Source organism: Moorena sp. SIO1G6 (genome assembly GCF_010672795.1).
Taxonomy (GTDB): Bacteria; Cyanobacteriota; Cyanobacteriia; order Cyanobacteriales; family Coleofasciculaceae; genus Moorena; species Moorena producens.
In genome coordinates, this window is record NZ_JAAHFZ010000060.1 from 1 (window position 1) to 14,127 (window position 14,127).

General features: G+C 42.3%; 16 protein-coding genes. 6 read left to right on the plus strand and 10 right to left on the minus strand.

Annotated features, from left to right (window positions below; all coding sequences use genetic code 11):
• From F6K63_RS30625 to F6K63_RS30645, 5 genes are all read right to left on the minus strand, one after another.
• The coding region (locus tag F6K63_RS30625) for a collagen-like triple helix repeat-containing protein (protein WP_287314071.1) at window positions 1-1,326 on the minus strand (1,326 nt) is incomplete at its 3' end.
• Window positions 1,289-2,473, minus strand: coding sequence for a hypothetical protein (locus F6K63_RS30630; RefSeq protein ID WP_287314072.1), 1,185 nt, complete (start codon window positions 2,471-2,473; stop codon window positions 1,289-1,291). The genes F6K63_RS30630 and F6K63_RS30625, both read right to left, overlap by 38 nt.
• Window positions 2,474-2,743: 270 nt before the next feature.
• Entirely contained in the window at window positions 2,744-4,093 is a 1,350-nt protein-coding gene (locus F6K63_RS30635) for a hypothetical protein (RefSeq protein ID WP_287314073.1), read from the minus strand.
• Entirely contained in the window at window positions 4,090-4,863 is a 774-nt protein-coding gene (locus F6K63_RS30640; protein ID WP_287314075.1) for a hypothetical protein, read from the minus strand. Before F6K63_RS30640 ends, F6K63_RS30635 begins: the two co-directional genes overlap by 4 nt.
• A gap of 8 nt (window positions 4,864-4,871) precedes the next feature.
• Window positions 4,872-5,198 carry a hypothetical protein gene (locus tag F6K63_RS30645; RefSeq protein ID WP_287314076.1) on the minus strand — a complete coding sequence of 109 codons (327 nt, stop codon included), beginning with the start codon at window positions 5,196-5,198 and terminating at the stop codon, window positions 4,872-4,874.
• A 66-nt stretch (window positions 5,199-5,264) separates the two neighbouring features.
• Between F6K63_RS30645 and F6K63_RS30650 the strand changes: the two genes are divergently transcribed.
• Window positions 5,265-5,822 (plus strand): hypothetical protein, encoded by a 558-nt coding sequence (locus tag F6K63_RS30650; protein WP_287314078.1) that lies wholly within the window; start codon window positions 5,265-5,267, stop codon window positions 5,820-5,822.
• 279 nt (window positions 5,823-6,101) lie between these two features.
• Here F6K63_RS30650 and F6K63_RS30655 read toward each other — a convergent pair whose 3' ends face one another.
• Both F6K63_RS30655 and F6K63_RS30660 read right to left on the minus strand, forming a co-directional pair.
• Window positions 6,102-6,413: a hypothetical protein gene (locus tag F6K63_RS30655; protein ID WP_287314079.1), complete on the minus strand. Its 312-nt coding sequence runs from the start codon at window positions 6,411-6,413 to the stop codon at window positions 6,102-6,104.
• A gap of 492 nt (window positions 6,414-6,905) precedes the next feature.
• Complete coding sequence (locus F6K63_RS30660; RefSeq protein ID WP_287314080.1) at window positions 6,906-7,091, minus strand: hypothetical protein; 186 nt, start codon at window positions 7,089-7,091, stop codon at window positions 6,906-6,908.
• Window positions 7,092-7,319: 228 nt separating this feature from the next.
• Between F6K63_RS30660 and F6K63_RS30665 the strand changes: the two genes are divergently transcribed.
• From F6K63_RS30665 to F6K63_RS30680, 4 genes are all read left to right on the plus strand, one after another.
• A complete protein-coding gene (locus F6K63_RS30665; RefSeq protein WP_287314081.1) occupies window positions 7,320-8,063 on the plus strand; it encodes a hypothetical protein in 744 nt (247 codons plus the stop codon).
• 157 nt (window positions 8,064-8,220) lie between these two features.
• Complete coding sequence (locus tag F6K63_RS30670) at window positions 8,221-8,616, plus strand: hypothetical protein (protein WP_287314082.1); 396 nt, start codon at window positions 8,221-8,223, stop codon at window positions 8,614-8,616.
• Window positions 8,616-8,804, plus strand: coding sequence for a hypothetical protein (locus F6K63_RS30675; protein WP_287314083.1), 189 nt, complete (start codon window positions 8,616-8,618; stop codon window positions 8,802-8,804). Before F6K63_RS30670 ends, F6K63_RS30675 begins: the two co-directional genes overlap by 1 nt.
• The gene (locus F6K63_RS30680) at window positions 8,759-9,892 is read left to right on the plus strand and encodes a hypothetical protein (RefSeq protein ID WP_287314084.1); all 1,134 of its coding nucleotides are present in this window, start codon (window positions 8,759-8,761) and stop codon (window positions 9,890-9,892) included. Before F6K63_RS30675 ends, F6K63_RS30680 begins: the two co-directional genes overlap by 46 nt.
• Before the next feature lie 190 nt (window positions 9,893-10,082).
• Here the strand turns inward: F6K63_RS30680 and F6K63_RS30685 are convergent, their stop codons facing one another.
• Window positions 10,083-10,556, minus strand: a complete 474-nt coding sequence (locus tag F6K63_RS30685) for a hypothetical protein (RefSeq protein ID WP_287314086.1) — start codon at window positions 10,554-10,556, stop codon at window positions 10,083-10,085.
• 312 nt (window positions 10,557-10,868) lie between these two features.
• Here F6K63_RS30685 and F6K63_RS30690 point away from each other — a divergent pair, with 312 nt between their 5' ends.
• A complete protein-coding gene (locus F6K63_RS30690; protein WP_287314087.1) occupies window positions 10,869-11,648 on the plus strand; it encodes a TIR domain-containing protein in 780 nt (259 codons plus the stop codon).
• Window positions 11,649-11,658: 10 nt separating this feature from the next.
• Here the strand turns inward: F6K63_RS30690 and F6K63_RS30695 are convergent, their stop codons facing one another.
• Window positions 11,659-12,969 carry a pentapeptide repeat-containing protein gene (locus F6K63_RS30695; protein WP_287314088.1) on the minus strand — a complete coding sequence of 437 codons (1,311 nt, stop codon included), beginning with the start codon at window positions 12,967-12,969 and terminating at the stop codon, window positions 11,659-11,661.
• Between the two features lie 78 nt (window positions 12,970-13,047).
• Window positions 13,048-14,067, minus strand: a complete 1,020-nt coding sequence (locus F6K63_RS30700) for a pentapeptide repeat-containing protein (RefSeq protein WP_287314090.1) — start codon at window positions 14,065-14,067, stop codon at window positions 13,048-13,050.
• Window positions 14,068-14,127 lie beyond the last annotated feature (60 nt).

A 14,127-nucleotide genomic window follows, 5' to 3' on the forward strand; every position in this document is an offset into this window, starting at 1 on the left:
AACCTGGGTGGTGAGGTTACTGACCCCCTGCTGAGCTTGCTGTGATCGCACTCGGTTAGCTATTACTTCAGTTAGTGAAGCAGGCTCCCCTTTCTCCCCACGTAATCCTTGTTCCCCTTTCTCCCCCCTCTCCCCAGGGGCTCCAGGCAATCCTTGTTCCCCTTTTTCCCCACGTGTTCCCGGTTCCCCTTTCTCCCCCCGTGGCCCTGGTTTTCCTTCTGGACCCGCAGGACCCGGTTGAGCTTTTTGCTGAAGAGCTCGTTCAGCTACCCCAGTGGTTAGTTGCAGCTGGCGGTTGAGCTGTTGAACTTGGGTGGTGAGGTTACTGACCCCCTGCCGAGCTTGCTGAACATGGGATGCGGCTTGCTGTGATCGCACTCGGTTTTCATAAATGTCATCATTATTGCGATCAACCTTGTTAATTAACCAGTTGATTGTGGTTTGATTTCCTTGGCCACGAATTGAATTAGCGTAAATTTGATCGTTACGGCGTCTATCGCGGCCATACAGGTCATCAATTTGATTAAGGATTACATTATTGTTGTTGACTAATTCAAGGGTAGACCGCTTCAAGTCATTAACAGTTAAAGAGACTGTGCCCACCTTGTCCCATGACCATTCGGCATATCTTAATGCTTTTTCAGTGTCACTACTTAATTGAATGACTTTATTAGGTAAATAGCCTACCTGGTCGGAGAGTTGATCAATATTTCGCTGTGCTCGGTCTGCTTTGGCTTCAACTGTTTGAATAGCATTTTTAGCATTGGAATCATGCTTGAGCATGCGGTTGTTGAGTTCTGTGGCAATAAACTGGAGCGCTTCTTCCACAGAATCCACCCGACGGCCAAGAATTACCACCCCAGCAATGGTAAGTCCAGCAGCAGCAAATGCAGCGGCTAGTGCTGCATATTGAGTTAACGCTTGTTTGGACTGGTTAAGGGCTTGTCCAGCTTTTCCATCAATGACTTTTAAATCAGCTGTAGACTTTCTGATAGCGTCTTTGGCATCTTTGAGCCCCCCTTCTATCACGCCAAACCGGGGTTGCATCTGTTCAACAGCCCCCATGATTGGGCCAGTCCGTTGACCAATCATGGTACCCATCATGGGCATCAAAAAATTTTGAGTTGCATGCTTAGCCTCATCAATAATGCTTTGTCGTTCTTCCTGGTTAATCCCTGCTTGACCAGCCTTAATTGTTGCAATTTCAGATTTTAATCCTTGAAGCTCAACTAAAATCTGATTTAGAATAGCCTCTTGTTGAGGGCTAGGACAACAACAATCCATACAATTAGTCAGATGAAACTTGGTGACGAAGCTCTTGAACAAGAGCTAGAAGTCTTTTAACACTAGCATTTTGATCAGAGCAACTACAATCTTTGCAATGTGGCTTTGATGGAGGAGGAGACAATGGAGGGGGGGAAGAATGCCCAGGAGGAGATGAGCCTAAAAATTTCAAGCTGTCATCATAGCAATATAGCTCACCGCTAATATATCCACTTTTTTGCCATATAGATCTACCAGTAGTTCCCAGCACTTTTCCCCCTCCTCCAGGGATGGGATAACCCATGGCATAGCAGTGTCTGGTATGAAAATACCCTAGAAAACTCATTTTGGAATAGGAGTTAAGCTTAATTATACAAGCATCGGAAATTTTTCTGCCGTGAGATACCAGTTCCCCTTCTTCAGTACTAGCAGACCGTAATCCCCAGTTCTTTGGTGTTCCATAAATAGCAAGATAAGAAGTCCCACGAGATTCATAGGACTCATGAGTACTTTCTTCTCTTACCCAAGCTGTAGGAGCAATAAATGCCCCTGCCCCTCCACCTGCATCAATCTTTTCTTGTATCCTTTTTGCAAATGCTTTACAAAAAGAAGGACCTTTCTCCGGAGCCCTATCTGAACTCATAATGGCTTGATAAGTCCGCATCATCTCAGTATTAAACCGCTTTATTTGTTCAGCTAGCTCCTTTTGTCTTTCGCGTAAGATAGGCAAATAAGCTTTCCATAAAGCCCGACAACCATCACATCTATTATCGTCACCATCTCCGTTGTTATCATCACCATCGCCTTTATAAGGGTTGCCGACATCATTGATGATTTTATCTCCAGGAGGATATTCAAAGAGTGGTGGGTCTATATTAAAAGGGGGATATTCAAAAACGGGGGTATCATAAAAATGACTACGCTCAGTAAATTGTTCAATAGGAATTCTAAACGGGTACTCCTCCTCCTTTTGACAGTTTGGGTCTTGCCAGTCAATTTGAATGTATGGACCATTTGACCATAGCAAAGTGGTGTCTAAACGAATAAATGCACTACACTTTTTCTTGACCCAATCAAATTGAAAGCCAACGGGAGTAGATGCAGCTAACCCGCCACAATAGGGAGAGTTGGGATTAGCCTCACAATTTAGGGAAGGGTCTACCCCCCATCCCCCATCTACTTCATAATTGTCCAAGTTTAAGTCAGGCATTTCTTTAAAAGGGATTGAGTCAATTAAACGCTCATAGGAATCCCCAATAAAATCACCTGCGCGCTCAAAAATATTTTCGAGAGACATTCCTTTTTAACACAAAATCAAAAAACAAATTATTTAGTCTAAACGTTAATCTTAACTTAATAGCTAGCAGTTCTATTAATTGCTTTGCTCATTAGATTAGTTTTTGCCATTTTAGTAATAGCTTTGCCTAACCTTTAATTTAAGCACGTCTAAACTTATTGCTAAATTAATGTCCTTAAATTCTTAGATGTATAAATTTAAATGGTCTTGTGTAAATGTAACAACTTCTTCTACAGTAGCTCTAACGCTAATATAATCGTATATATCAGGCAATCCATACCCATCATCAACCAATTGGATAGCCAGCCTTCCGCCTTTCCCTAGCTTGATTTGAGTATTGTTGGTTGTTAAAGCTTTGTTGATGGAATCCTCGCGGTACCGAGTCCCTGCTATATTTACAACAGGAAACTCCGTAACCAAAATCCACTGGTCTGGATTTTGAGACGATGACTGAAGGACATGAATCAGATAATGAGGATTTTGCCATTGAAAATCAAGGATAGCTTGACTCCTTTCAATATCTGAAGCTGTTAATGAAAGGGATGGAAGAGGGACGGGGCTTAAACTATCATCACGAATTTTAGAAAAGATTTTGGCATCAAATAATTCAGCTCGTAAATACCCTGTCAAGTCAGGCTCTCCAGGAAAGTAATGGGCTGCCAAATCTTCAATGCTTTCAGAGGGGTATATAACTTGAGGCTCAGGAGTAGCAGGTTGAATAAAAACCGCGATGTTCTTGTAAAGCTTCAATGGTTGGATTCTAATTGCCATTGCTGTCTCATAGTTAATTTCTTGAGCAGGAGTCCATCCCCAGCCGCGAGCGTAGCTGTATACTGGGTACCGCCTTCTTGATTGGAAATAAACAGTGGTTAGGAAGAGCGGGGGCCATCCAGTGGAAAGTCGGTAAATGGGAAAAGCTCCATACCGAGATTTTGAAATGGTTCTAACTTTGATGGAACGCATTGGGCTAACTTGTTGACGGGAATAAAGCCCAATGCGATCGCGCAATGATCGAACAACAACCCTCCTCTCCGCTTCAACACGTTGATAAAGCCCAATGCGATGGTACAGCCGTATTACTCTTGCAAGGGGTAGATCAAATCGAACCTCGCTAACTGCGACTTGATAATAACGAGATATTTGCGGCCACACCCGAAGCCGGATTAACTCCGTTGGCTGACTCCGGCTAATTTTGTAGTAGCCATCGGACAATTTTGAATGTGAAACTGTCCGTATTTCTCGGGCTACCCGGATAACTGGCTGATATATTAGCCGAGGGCGGACAAAATTTTGTCCGGGTGGACGAGGAATAACCTCTTCCTGCTCCAAGCGATAATGAATGCGCTGGCTAGAGCCCCAGGGTCGGAGTAGGATATCTGGGAGAATTCGATCCCTTTCCCCCAGCTTTTGAGTCCATTGAGCAACAGGGACAGAAAGGAGTAGCCTGGTAGAGGCCGTCAGGGATGGTTGAAAGCTAGTTAAGCATTCACGGAGCAGTTGGTATTTAGTTCGGGAAATAGAATGGACTTTCATCCTTCAATCGGATAATCTGTTCGCAAAGCAATGCCTGACGTCCCTCCAGCAGTTAAAAATAAATAGCGCACGGTAGGACTAGCTGTACCCATATTGCCAGGCTTAACTCCGTGCCCTGCAAATCGGCCAACATCTTCAGAGAATTCCCCAGCCACCCCTTCTGAATTACCTGAAAATAGATAAAGACCAGCAATTAAGTCTATTTGTTGAGTAATAGAAGATGGATAGTGGAGTCCTGCGATGGTTTGAAGCTCATAGCTATTCCTGCCATAAGGGGAGAGATCAGAGGCAAATGAGCTTAGCCCAGGATTAATAGTATCCCCACGTTCAAACACAAAATAAAAGGGATAAATGGATTCATCCCAAAAATCCTCTTTTTTGTAGGGTCGAACTGCCCCTACTATGAAATCACTCGTCCCCTCTTGACTGACTAGAACAACAGGCAATTCTTTGTGACTACAACAATTAAATACAACGCTTCCCGGCTCATAAGTTTCCCAAGCACTTTCTTTGGATAAAATCGGATTAACCCCGTTCTTATCCTTAACTAAAAGCTGCCGTATTTTCAAAGAATCGTCAATTTCTAAGCGATAATGAAGGGTATAAGTAGTGACGTCCAAGCTAAGTTCATAATCTAACTGAGTTATAGCTCCAGAGTGAGTCTCTTCCGAGAGGCTGTATCCCGCATAACCAAAAGCCTTTTTAAGGGCAGATGCAAATTCAATAGAGCTATTGATATTAGTATTGAAAACGGTTGTTTTTGCCGTCATGTTAATAGCTATACTACGTTTTTGGCTTCTAGAGAGGAAACGGGGCTAGGGGCAAATAGCGTGACATTGAAAATGTAACCTATGTGTTGCACCCCTTCCCCTCTTGTGTAGAGTGATTGGGACGTTTCTTCTATTAATGCCCCTACGGTGGGGTCATTAAACGCATTATCATCTTGATAGGTTTGGCCGTTTAAAATTAATGCGGCGATAACCTGATCTGGATTGATAGTTTCATCAGAAACGCCCTCTAATCCTAAATCCCCTAGTCGAATTGATAAGTACCCATCTGTAATCTTTGCGTTATCCCCAAACCACTGGGCTATAGTTGTTGCCATAATGATTGATATAATTAATCAAAGCAATTTTATCACAAGTTAATTAATATCGCAAAAATTTAATCAATGAATCTCAAATCACTTGCCCCTAATCAAGCCGAACGTCTATTAATCCTTAATTGCAATCAAATCCTTTACGAACCCACTAGTGATTTTTTATGGCAAAACCCCTTAAATCCCAAGCGGTTACGTGATGACATTGATACTATTTTGAATTTTTATGTTCAAAAACGGTATTTAATTGTCGGCGTTAGTCATGAAATAGATGTCGGGCTAGGGTTAAGGGCAATGGAAGATTGTTTTAATACCCAAATCAATCTTTTAGAGGAGCTCCCCCAGATTTTAGGGGTGCTATTTTGTCCAGACTTAGCTGGTCAAACTTGTTTGTGGGCACAAGGCTATGAAATTCTTAACGTAACTCATTTGTCCTCCTATCGTGGCTTATACAGCAAGTCATCTCCCGGATTAGTTTCAGCTGCGATAGACCAGCTAGGAATGCTTGACCGCAAGCAAGATTGTTTGTATGTTGGTGATCACCATGATGATCAGGGCATTGCTTCGCAGATTGGCATCCCATTTGAATGGGCGCAGCATTGGCTAGCCAGTCGGCCATTGCTTAATTAAGCCAACCCACTAACAATGTTTTGCCAATGAAGCAGTGTCATTTTTGACGACAAAAAAAATTCCCAGTGACTTCGCTAGGGAAATAATGTCGAATCTAATGTAAACACTTATCGCAAGAGAGCAAGCTAAAATGCTAGTGCAGATGTGTCTTGGCAAAAATCATTATACCATCAACCAGTAAATTTATCCTGGTCAGCTTGTAAATATAACAAAATCGGTGATTTATAAATTATATATGGCACTCATTGATTGATTAATTAATGAGTTACAAGCATCAGACTAATCTGTAAATAGAACTTTTATCTCGTCATCAGAATCATTATCTTTGGTTGATTCGTTTTCGTCAATTGATTGATCCAACGCATCCTTCCCTTGCTGATACAGTGAGTACACCTCAGGAAGGGTTAATCCAGTCAGCTCCCCATAGGCTGTAGCCATCGACCTAATTTTAGGTACTTGGCTGGTTATAGCCTCAACGATGTATTGGCGGAGCAGCATTGAGCGACTTTGCCCGGTAAGCCAACTCAACAGGCCAAGAATTTCCCATAGGAACAAAGACATGACCACACTTTGGTTGTATTTTTTGGCCATTTGAAATTTCAAGCAATTTACTATACTATTATAGTGTTAATATGAGCCAAATAGCTCATGATTACCCAAGCTGGAATCATGAGCTACAGTCTGGCTCGGTCGTAAGTTCAAGCGCTATAGTCTTGGTAGCTTTGGTTTAACCAAGCTAATTGAGTTAGCAAAGGGCTTTTTAGCTGCTTTCTCCCAATAGCCTAGGATTGTAGCTTTTGACTAAGTTAGGTCAAGGCTGTCCATTCATTATGGTATGCCCTAGATCTAAGAGAGCGGCTTGCACCGCCTAGAAGAATGCAATGCAAGCCGCAACCCATCTGCTTTTTCATTGAAAAAGCATCTATTACAGTATGCCTGAAAATCAACTCGATCAAACCTATTACCAGTCGTCAATTTGGCGAAAAACTCGGCTAGCGGTATTCAAGTCATTTAACCGCTGTACCCTTAACCCGTTACACCAAGCAGAATGTGTTCATCATCTGAAATACACTCGCTCTATTCCTAGAATAATTTTTGGCTTGTTTCTACTTCATAAGCCTGTGCGCTCAGTTTTTGGATATGAAATTCCTGGCTGGGATGTAGTCCCGCTCTGCCACTATTGCCATGGAGTGTTCCCTGATGGCCGGAACACCCGCCATGAGGGAAGTGTTCATCATCGATCGGTATGGGCAAAATATCGAAATTCAATCGATAATCACCAGCGCTGGTTCATGATGTGGCGGCTACGCATTCAGTTTTGGATTTTTGCGTTTTGGCAAATCTGGCTATGCATCAGTGCAATTGGGGTTTTAGCAGCATTCTTAAGTTCGCTGGATCTCGAATAAAAGCGACCCTCCAACCTCTTAGAAGGTCGCTATTCACGAGAATACTGACCCAGTAAACATCATCAACATGAACCTTTACCCAGTAAACCACATGAAATCAACCGAACGAACCGAAACAGTTAAAAAGCTCAATAAATCTCTAAATAGCCATGATTTGTTGAGTATCTCAGAATATCCCCTAGCCAAAATCCCCCCAGAAGTAACTTATACCTATGACATGATAGGGGCACTCTTAGGGGTTAGCGGGGAGTCAGTCCGCAAGCGGTACAATGAGCGTACGATTCAGCCTATCTACAATGAATCATCAATCACAATCCTAAAGGAGGGAGGACGTTTTAATCACGATTTCTTAATGGAATGTGTATTAATTCGTCAACATTGCCATCCGGACCGGCTGGTTCTCAACAAAAAAGGGGTGATTCTTCGCCACCCTCCTGAACCAGGCCAAATAATTGGGAATCCGGTTATCGAACCGAATCCCGAGAAGTTAACGAAAAAAGCGTACATCAAGATGCGGTGGGAGGAAAAACCCGAGCTCCGCCCCATGATTGCAGAGAATTCGGTAGAGGTTATCACCGGGGAATTGGTAGAAGCCCCTAAGGCAATAACGACCAAATACAATGTTGAGACGTTAAGCAATTTAGATTTGGCTGGGGATAACATCGAGGACTTGGCTGAATCTAGCAAGGAATTTTTAGACTGGATTGATGCGATCGCAAAGGAAGATGCAGGCGCAGCAGTAGCCCGATACGCATACACCTTTAGTAGCAACACAGCAGAGGGCATCAAACAATTCCGGGACCAGACAAAAAAGGCTTTCGGGGGGAACACATAACCCTTCCTCCCGATATTTTGGCTTGGGTAAGCAGGCACCAAACGATATCAAAAATCATTATTGGATTAATTTCCGCTGCATTAATGGTCAAACCTATCGTGATTTGGCTTGTCCCAGTTACCCAGCCTATCCACGAACAAAAGCAGGAACATAAACCATGAGCAACTTAGCGCTATCACAACCATCGAGTCTCGTTCGATTAAATCCTGGCCAAGCGATTGCTGAATTAGCCAAACTGGACGGAGGCATTGCGGCTGAAACAGTCCGTTTTAAACGAAATCAACTCCAGGTTGTCACTAACCGAGCCAACCGAGAAGCGATTAAAGCCGAGCGGACTGGGCAGGAAGTTGTCCTAGAAGGGTTGAAACTTCGACAAACACAAGATGCAGTATGGTACGAAACTGAAATGACCGGCTTGAAGCGGGCTCATTATGAGACCAAACTCGAAATTAAGACCTACCAGGTCAGTAAGGATCAAAATAAGGCCAAAGGACTTAAAGAGTCTTTGCTAGCTACTGGTACCCCGATTAGCATTTCGGTGGGAGGCCAGTAATGGACAAGGCAATGCCCAGTCTTACTAGCCTCCTAGTAGGACTCATTGCCTTGCGGATCATTTTGTTGGTAGCGGAGACTAATCCATTGGTTGCGATCGCAACAATGGCGGTCTTCGTTTTTATTGGAATAGGATGGTGGCTATGGAAAGCCCGCCGACAGAACAACCCAAAGGGCAAAAGTCATTAAAACTGCTAATGGGATTAACCCATTTATGCGTCTTCATTTCATTGCTCCATAGTGATGCTTTACCAGCGGTAGCTGCTCAATCGATTGGGGCAGTTACCGGGGTACTTTATTGCATTCGCAAGCCTAAGGTAAAGTCAGACTTAGAGCTATTAGCTGACGCGATCGCAGCTAGTCAAGAAGAATTGGCGGCTCTTGAGCAGGCAAAGGATGAGGAACGAAAAAGTATCAAAGCTCTTTTTGCCGATAAAGAGCTGGAGTTACAGGACAAAGCTAGTCAGATTTCCCAGGAACTGGAGGCTGACAAGCAAGATTTTTTGCAGGAGTTCGCGAGGCGTGAGGAAGCCTACAAGGAAACAATTGAAGGATTGGAAGCTGAGTTAGCAGCAGCATCATGGCAAATCTCCCAATTCCAACAGCCTAATTTCCCCAAGGGAGTAGACCCAGCAGCTTGCGCAGCTCGGGAGTTAATGAAAATCCTGTTCTTTAAATACGGGATCTTCTGTACCATGTTTGGATTATATGAAGGGGAAGATTATATCTACGTTAATCTTGAGCCCAGGGATGGGGGGAAGGAGCAATTTAAAAAAACTCTAAGCCACATCCGAATCCAAATGCAGCTAAAAAAAATCCCGGACATTGTGGAAATCCGGGGGGGGTTACGTTTTTACTTAAAGCCTCATTACATGAGAGCCATCCCATTTGGTCATCAGCCAGACAACGACCCGGAAGCCATTTCGATCAAGGGTGCGATCGCAGAATACAGACAAAATAACTCAGTATCACCAACTGCGATTATAGCATGCGATAAGCCAACCCCTGAAAGCATTAAGGACTTCCGCCCTACGGACTCTGTGGAGCCTTTTGGGGATATCACCCAACACGAAGTGGATTGGGTGTATTGGTTTTGGCACAAACCAAAACCGATGAAGGTTCAAAAGCTAGTGATCAAGGCTATTTGGAATGCCAATTCTGGGGATGGCATTCGGTTTACCGCAGCTCGGGAACGGTTACGTGCGATCGCTGAGTTTTGTGGTATTAAACTACGTCGAATTACGAAACCAGCCTCGCAGAGCCGTTTTTCCCCTTGAATAAGAAATCTGATGAGGCTGGCATGACTATTACAAAAACAGTTTAGAAGTTTCCATTAATTCGCCTTATCGAAGCGATAAGGAATGGAAGCACCTATACAAAGTATAACATGGCGTCTTGGATAATTTTCAGCAAATCGGTTGTACTTCTTGTTTTTGAAGTATTAACAACTACAAATCCGTCATGTTCCTAAAAAGGAGCCCATTGTCCGTTGACATCATTTTGAAGTAAAAAAGCAGCCATTCGATAAAGCTCCATATCCATACCAGTACAGATATCACTATCCTTATGATTAATAAAATGGGTTTGCTTAGTCCTTAGAAATAGGTTGACTCTAAGGGAAGACTGGTGGGCGCACAGCCTAAGCAAACTCTGGGAAAAAGGGCTATTTTCATAGTTTAGGAATAAAGCCATTTGATGAAGAAAAAAAATGTCCTCTGCTGGTCCTATTGATTCCTCAAACATGTCATCATCATAATAGTTGATTTGGGCTTTGGACAAGGCTTCCTTTACATCAGGGTTATCTACCAAAAACCTTTCGAAAATGCCTATTGTTTGATTGGTCAGCTCTAGCAGTGCTGGAACAGTGATCGCATGCCAGCAACTGAAACCGATTTCTAAAGGAGGAAGAACGCTAGCCCATTGTGTAAGCTCATCATCCAATATGACATTGTTGTTTAAAAGCAACGATAGCCCTTTAACCGATAAACAACCACTATCTCGGTCGAAGCAGGAATGAGTTTTCCAAATAGGTATTTCTACCTCAGGGAGAGCGAATGATATCGGGCATTTAGCAGCTTGATAGAGGGTTAAGAAAGTCACAATATAACTAAAAACTTAATAAAAGGTTAAATGTACGTATTTTTGGTGAGCTCCACCACTCTAATGGCTACCCTAAAAATTAGGGCTTTTCACGAAGGTGGATTAATAAATTATAACCTAGATTCAAAATAATAAGCTCAATGGTCAATCTATATGCATAAAACCTTTATTAGTTATTCTCATAAAGATTTATCGTCAATCAAGCCACTGCTCCAAACGCTCAATCTTTGTAGAAATGCAATATGGATTGATAAGCTTGATATTTTTATTGGCGAAGATTGGGAAGAAAAAATAATGCAAGGCATTAATGAATGCGGCAACTTCATGTATTTTGTAACAGCTAATTCTTTCTATAGCATTCAATGCCAAAAAGAGCTATTAGCGGCTTTATATATGCATAAGCGGATTTTCCCATGCTTATTAAACTTGTCTGACTCTGAATATATCCCATCAGTAATCAAGCGACTGCAATGGTTTCATTTCAATAAAGATTCAGAAGCTGTAGCTCAATTAAAAGCCCAATTAGCAAGCGATTTATTTTTTGACAAAAATCAAGTCCCTTTCCATCAACTAGCTATCTTTTTTAAGGACAATAGCTGCCGAGTGATCCCAATGTATTACAACAAATACTTTGTAGGACGAAATCCTGAGAGTAATTTAAGTCAACAAGAAAATGGGATCATTGTTAATGACCCCGTTATTTCCCGTTCTCATCTAATTCTGAAGAAGCAGGGGGAACAATGGGCGCTTTTGGATATTTCCAAAAATGGAGTCCTGGTCAACCAAAAACGTGTTACGTCAGAGGTGCTGCTTCCAGATAATGCCGAAATCCAACTTAGTGAAGCTGTTCGACTCTACTACACCATGCACAAAGCCGAACAGTGGGCTCCTCAATCTTGTGATGACACCACGTTAACTAGTGTTAATGGCTAACGCGTGGAACTTAGGAAAAGAAACAATCATCAAGGTGAACATCAGGTAGCTGAGTCCCAGTCAAGTTAGCCCCTTGGAAGTTAACTTGAGTAAAATTAGCCCCTCGGAAGTCCGCACCAGTCAAGTTGGCCCCTTGGAAGTTGATATCCACCAATGTTGCATTCTTGAAAATAGCACCAGTCAAGTTGGCACCTTGGAAGCTGCATCCCCGTAAAAATGTTTCGGGTAGCTGAGCTAAGGTAAGTGTTGCTTTTTGAAACTGGCTATACTGAACATCGGCATCTTTCCAATAAGTACAGCGCAGATCAGCTGCGCGAAAGTCACAGATCAAAAGCTCTGCGCTCGAAAACTCTGCTAATGGGAGCTTCGCTTTGGTGAAAGTCGAGTTAGTTCCACGACCTTCGATTAGCCGCATCCCCTGAGCGCAAGCTCTAGAAAAGTCGGTATCATCCAAAATTCCATAAGTCCATTCAGAATTACTGAGAACTGCTTCGGAAAAATCAGCGCGATCGCATCTGATATCAGTGAAGTCTATTTCTGGTAAATGACACTGAGATAGGGATTGATTGCAAATACTTAAGCAAGTCATCGCATTTTCGGTGACAATCGAAAATGTATATGGATAAATCCAATTAACCCAATTAATAAAATCTCGAAATCTGCGCCCTGACAGTTTTTCAGAGAAGTTATCCATCTCGAAAATAAGGTCTTCGTTGACATCCTCCCTTAAAAGACGGCCACCCTTGAAAACCAGAAGCAGGGCAAATAGGTTAATCAGCCCAACCGAATGTATCTCCCAATACCTATCTTCCATTTCCTGGCAATATGCCAGGTTAGGGGCAATATGATCAAGGGCAAAAAACCCTTCCTCAATTTGAGAACGAAACACTTTGTTCAATAAATGAAACAAATTCGTTTTTAAGTGGGGCTCTAAATACCAATTACTTAGAGCAGGGTGGCCTAATTTGCGTGCTAATAAGTAAACTTTATCACTTGTTGGGGTATCAAGCCATATACTCCCATCAAATACTTCAATCAAAGCAGTGTAATAATAGTTGAGGTCATTATAGGTTAGGGAAGCAGTGCCATGGGAAGCCCAACCATGGAGCAACTCCCTCAAAGTTTCTAATCTAGCTTCAGAAATTCCTCCTTTGGCGTTAGCCAGAACACGTCTGGTATCAGTCAAGCGTCTTGCAATCTTCCGGTCATGTTCGACCAAATCCCATAGTCCATCAGTGTCCGGTTGACCATGTTCAAGGAATTTCAACCAGCCATAGCGGTAATACAACTCTTTAGCCCATGACGTGAATCCGTTTTTCATTTTTCTCCTATACACATAATCGATTTCAAAGGGAGAATCCCAGCTAAAAGACAGATTCCCCCTTTGAAAAGTTAGAGCTTACCAAACAACACGAGTTAAGTCAGCACCATCAAATCTAGCCCCAGATAGATCTGCCCCTTCTAAGCATGCACCGGTTAAATTGGTGCGACGAAAATCAACCCTTTCAAGATTTGCCCATCGAAAATTTGCCCCGATTAAGTTGGAGCCTATAAATGACGCCCCCTTAAAATTTGCCGATTCAAAAAAACCTTGGCTCCCATTAATATAAGCAAACGAAGCATTAACGGCGTTAACCTTATTTAAAGAACACTTAAACATGTAAGCTCTGTCAAAATAAGCCCCTTCAAGATTTGCCCCTATAAATGATGACTTTTCTAGGTGGCACCCTTGCAAATTAGCCCATGGAAGTGAAGCATGTAAAAAATTGCACATTTTTAAGTACGACTGCTCTAAGTAAGCACTATTTGCTTTTAGCCCATTAAGACAGCTTCCTAATAGTTGAGCAAAATTCCCCACTTTCAATGTATCTATGTATTTTATAATGCTCCCAAGTTGAAAACGATCGAACAGGGGCGTATCGCCCACCTTAAGAGTTCTAGTAGGGTCAAAAACAAATAAATTAAAGTCATTATCATGCAAGGGTAAAAAAACCTCATAATTTAAATATTGCCTGACTTTGAAAATATTTACTCCTACCCGAATATCTCTTTCAAGGTGCTCAGACATAGACAGGCAATGCTCATTAGAAGAGCCCCCTGGTAATTCAAGCAAAAATCGATGATTAGCCCAGTACACAAATAAATAATCAAGCCACTTAAACAATGTTTTGTGGTTAACTGTTATAGCCTCTGAAATACTGGGACTGGGAAATATCGAGTGTTTATCTGCTTCTTTAAAGAAATCCCCGACCATTCGATCGGAATAATCTGAATGTGATAGCTCCAAATAGGCCATCTCATAGACGTTATAATTTTCTTCAAAGTCAAAGGATTCCACCTGAGTATTGCTCAAGTGCTCGCAAAGCGTAATCAATGATTCTATCGATTTAGAGTAATCAACTTTTTTGTTAATAGTCATGGATACAAGGGGTGAATGAACATGAGATTAAACAAGCTTTTTTAAGCATTGAAATACTTT

Bases quoted from the DNA above. Each gene is read 5' to 3' on its own strand.
- F6K63_RS30630 (WP_287314072.1), bottom strand. From the start codon at position 2,473: ATGCCTGACTTAAACTTGGACAATTATGAAGTAGATGGGGGATGGGGG.
- F6K63_RS30635 (WP_287314073.1), bottom strand. From the start codon at position 4,093: ATGAAAGTCCATTCTATTTCCCGAACTAAATACCAACTGCTCCGTGAA.
- F6K63_RS30640 (WP_287314075.1), bottom strand. From the start codon at position 4,863: ATGACGGCAAAAACAACCGTTTTCAATACTAATATCAATAGCTCTATT.
- F6K63_RS30645 (WP_287314076.1), bottom strand. From the start codon at position 5,198: ATGGCAACAACTATAGCCCAGTGGTTTGGGGATAACGCAAAGATTACA.
- F6K63_RS30650 (WP_287314078.1), top strand. From the start codon at position 5,265: ATGAATCTCAAATCACTTGCCCCTAATCAAGCCGAACGTCTATTAATC.
- F6K63_RS30655 (WP_287314079.1), bottom strand. From the start codon at position 6,413: ATGGCCAAAAAATACAACCAAAGTGTGGTCATGTCTTTGTTCCTATGG.
- F6K63_RS30665 (WP_287314081.1), top strand. From the start codon at position 7,320: ATGAAATCAACCGAACGAACCGAAACAGTTAAAAAGCTCAATAAATCT.
- F6K63_RS30670 (WP_287314082.1), top strand. From the start codon at position 8,221: ATGAGCAACTTAGCGCTATCACAACCATCGAGTCTCGTTCGATTAAAT.
- F6K63_RS30675 (WP_287314083.1), top strand. From the start codon at position 8,616: ATGGACAAGGCAATGCCCAGTCTTACTAGCCTCCTAGTAGGACTCATT.
- F6K63_RS30680 (WP_287314084.1), top strand. From the start codon at position 8,759: ATGGAAAGCCCGCCGACAGAACAACCCAAAGGGCAAAAGTCATTAAAA.
- F6K63_RS30690 (WP_287314087.1), top strand. From the start codon at position 10,869: ATGCATAAAACCTTTATTAGTTATTCTCATAAAGATTTATCGTCAATC.
- F6K63_RS30695 (WP_287314088.1), bottom strand. From the start codon at position 12,969: ATGAAAAACGGATTCACGTCATGGGCTAAAGAGTTGTATTACCGCTAT.
- F6K63_RS30700 (WP_287314090.1), bottom strand. From the start codon at position 14,067: ATGACTATTAACAAAAAAGTTGATTACTCTAAATCGATAGAATCATTG.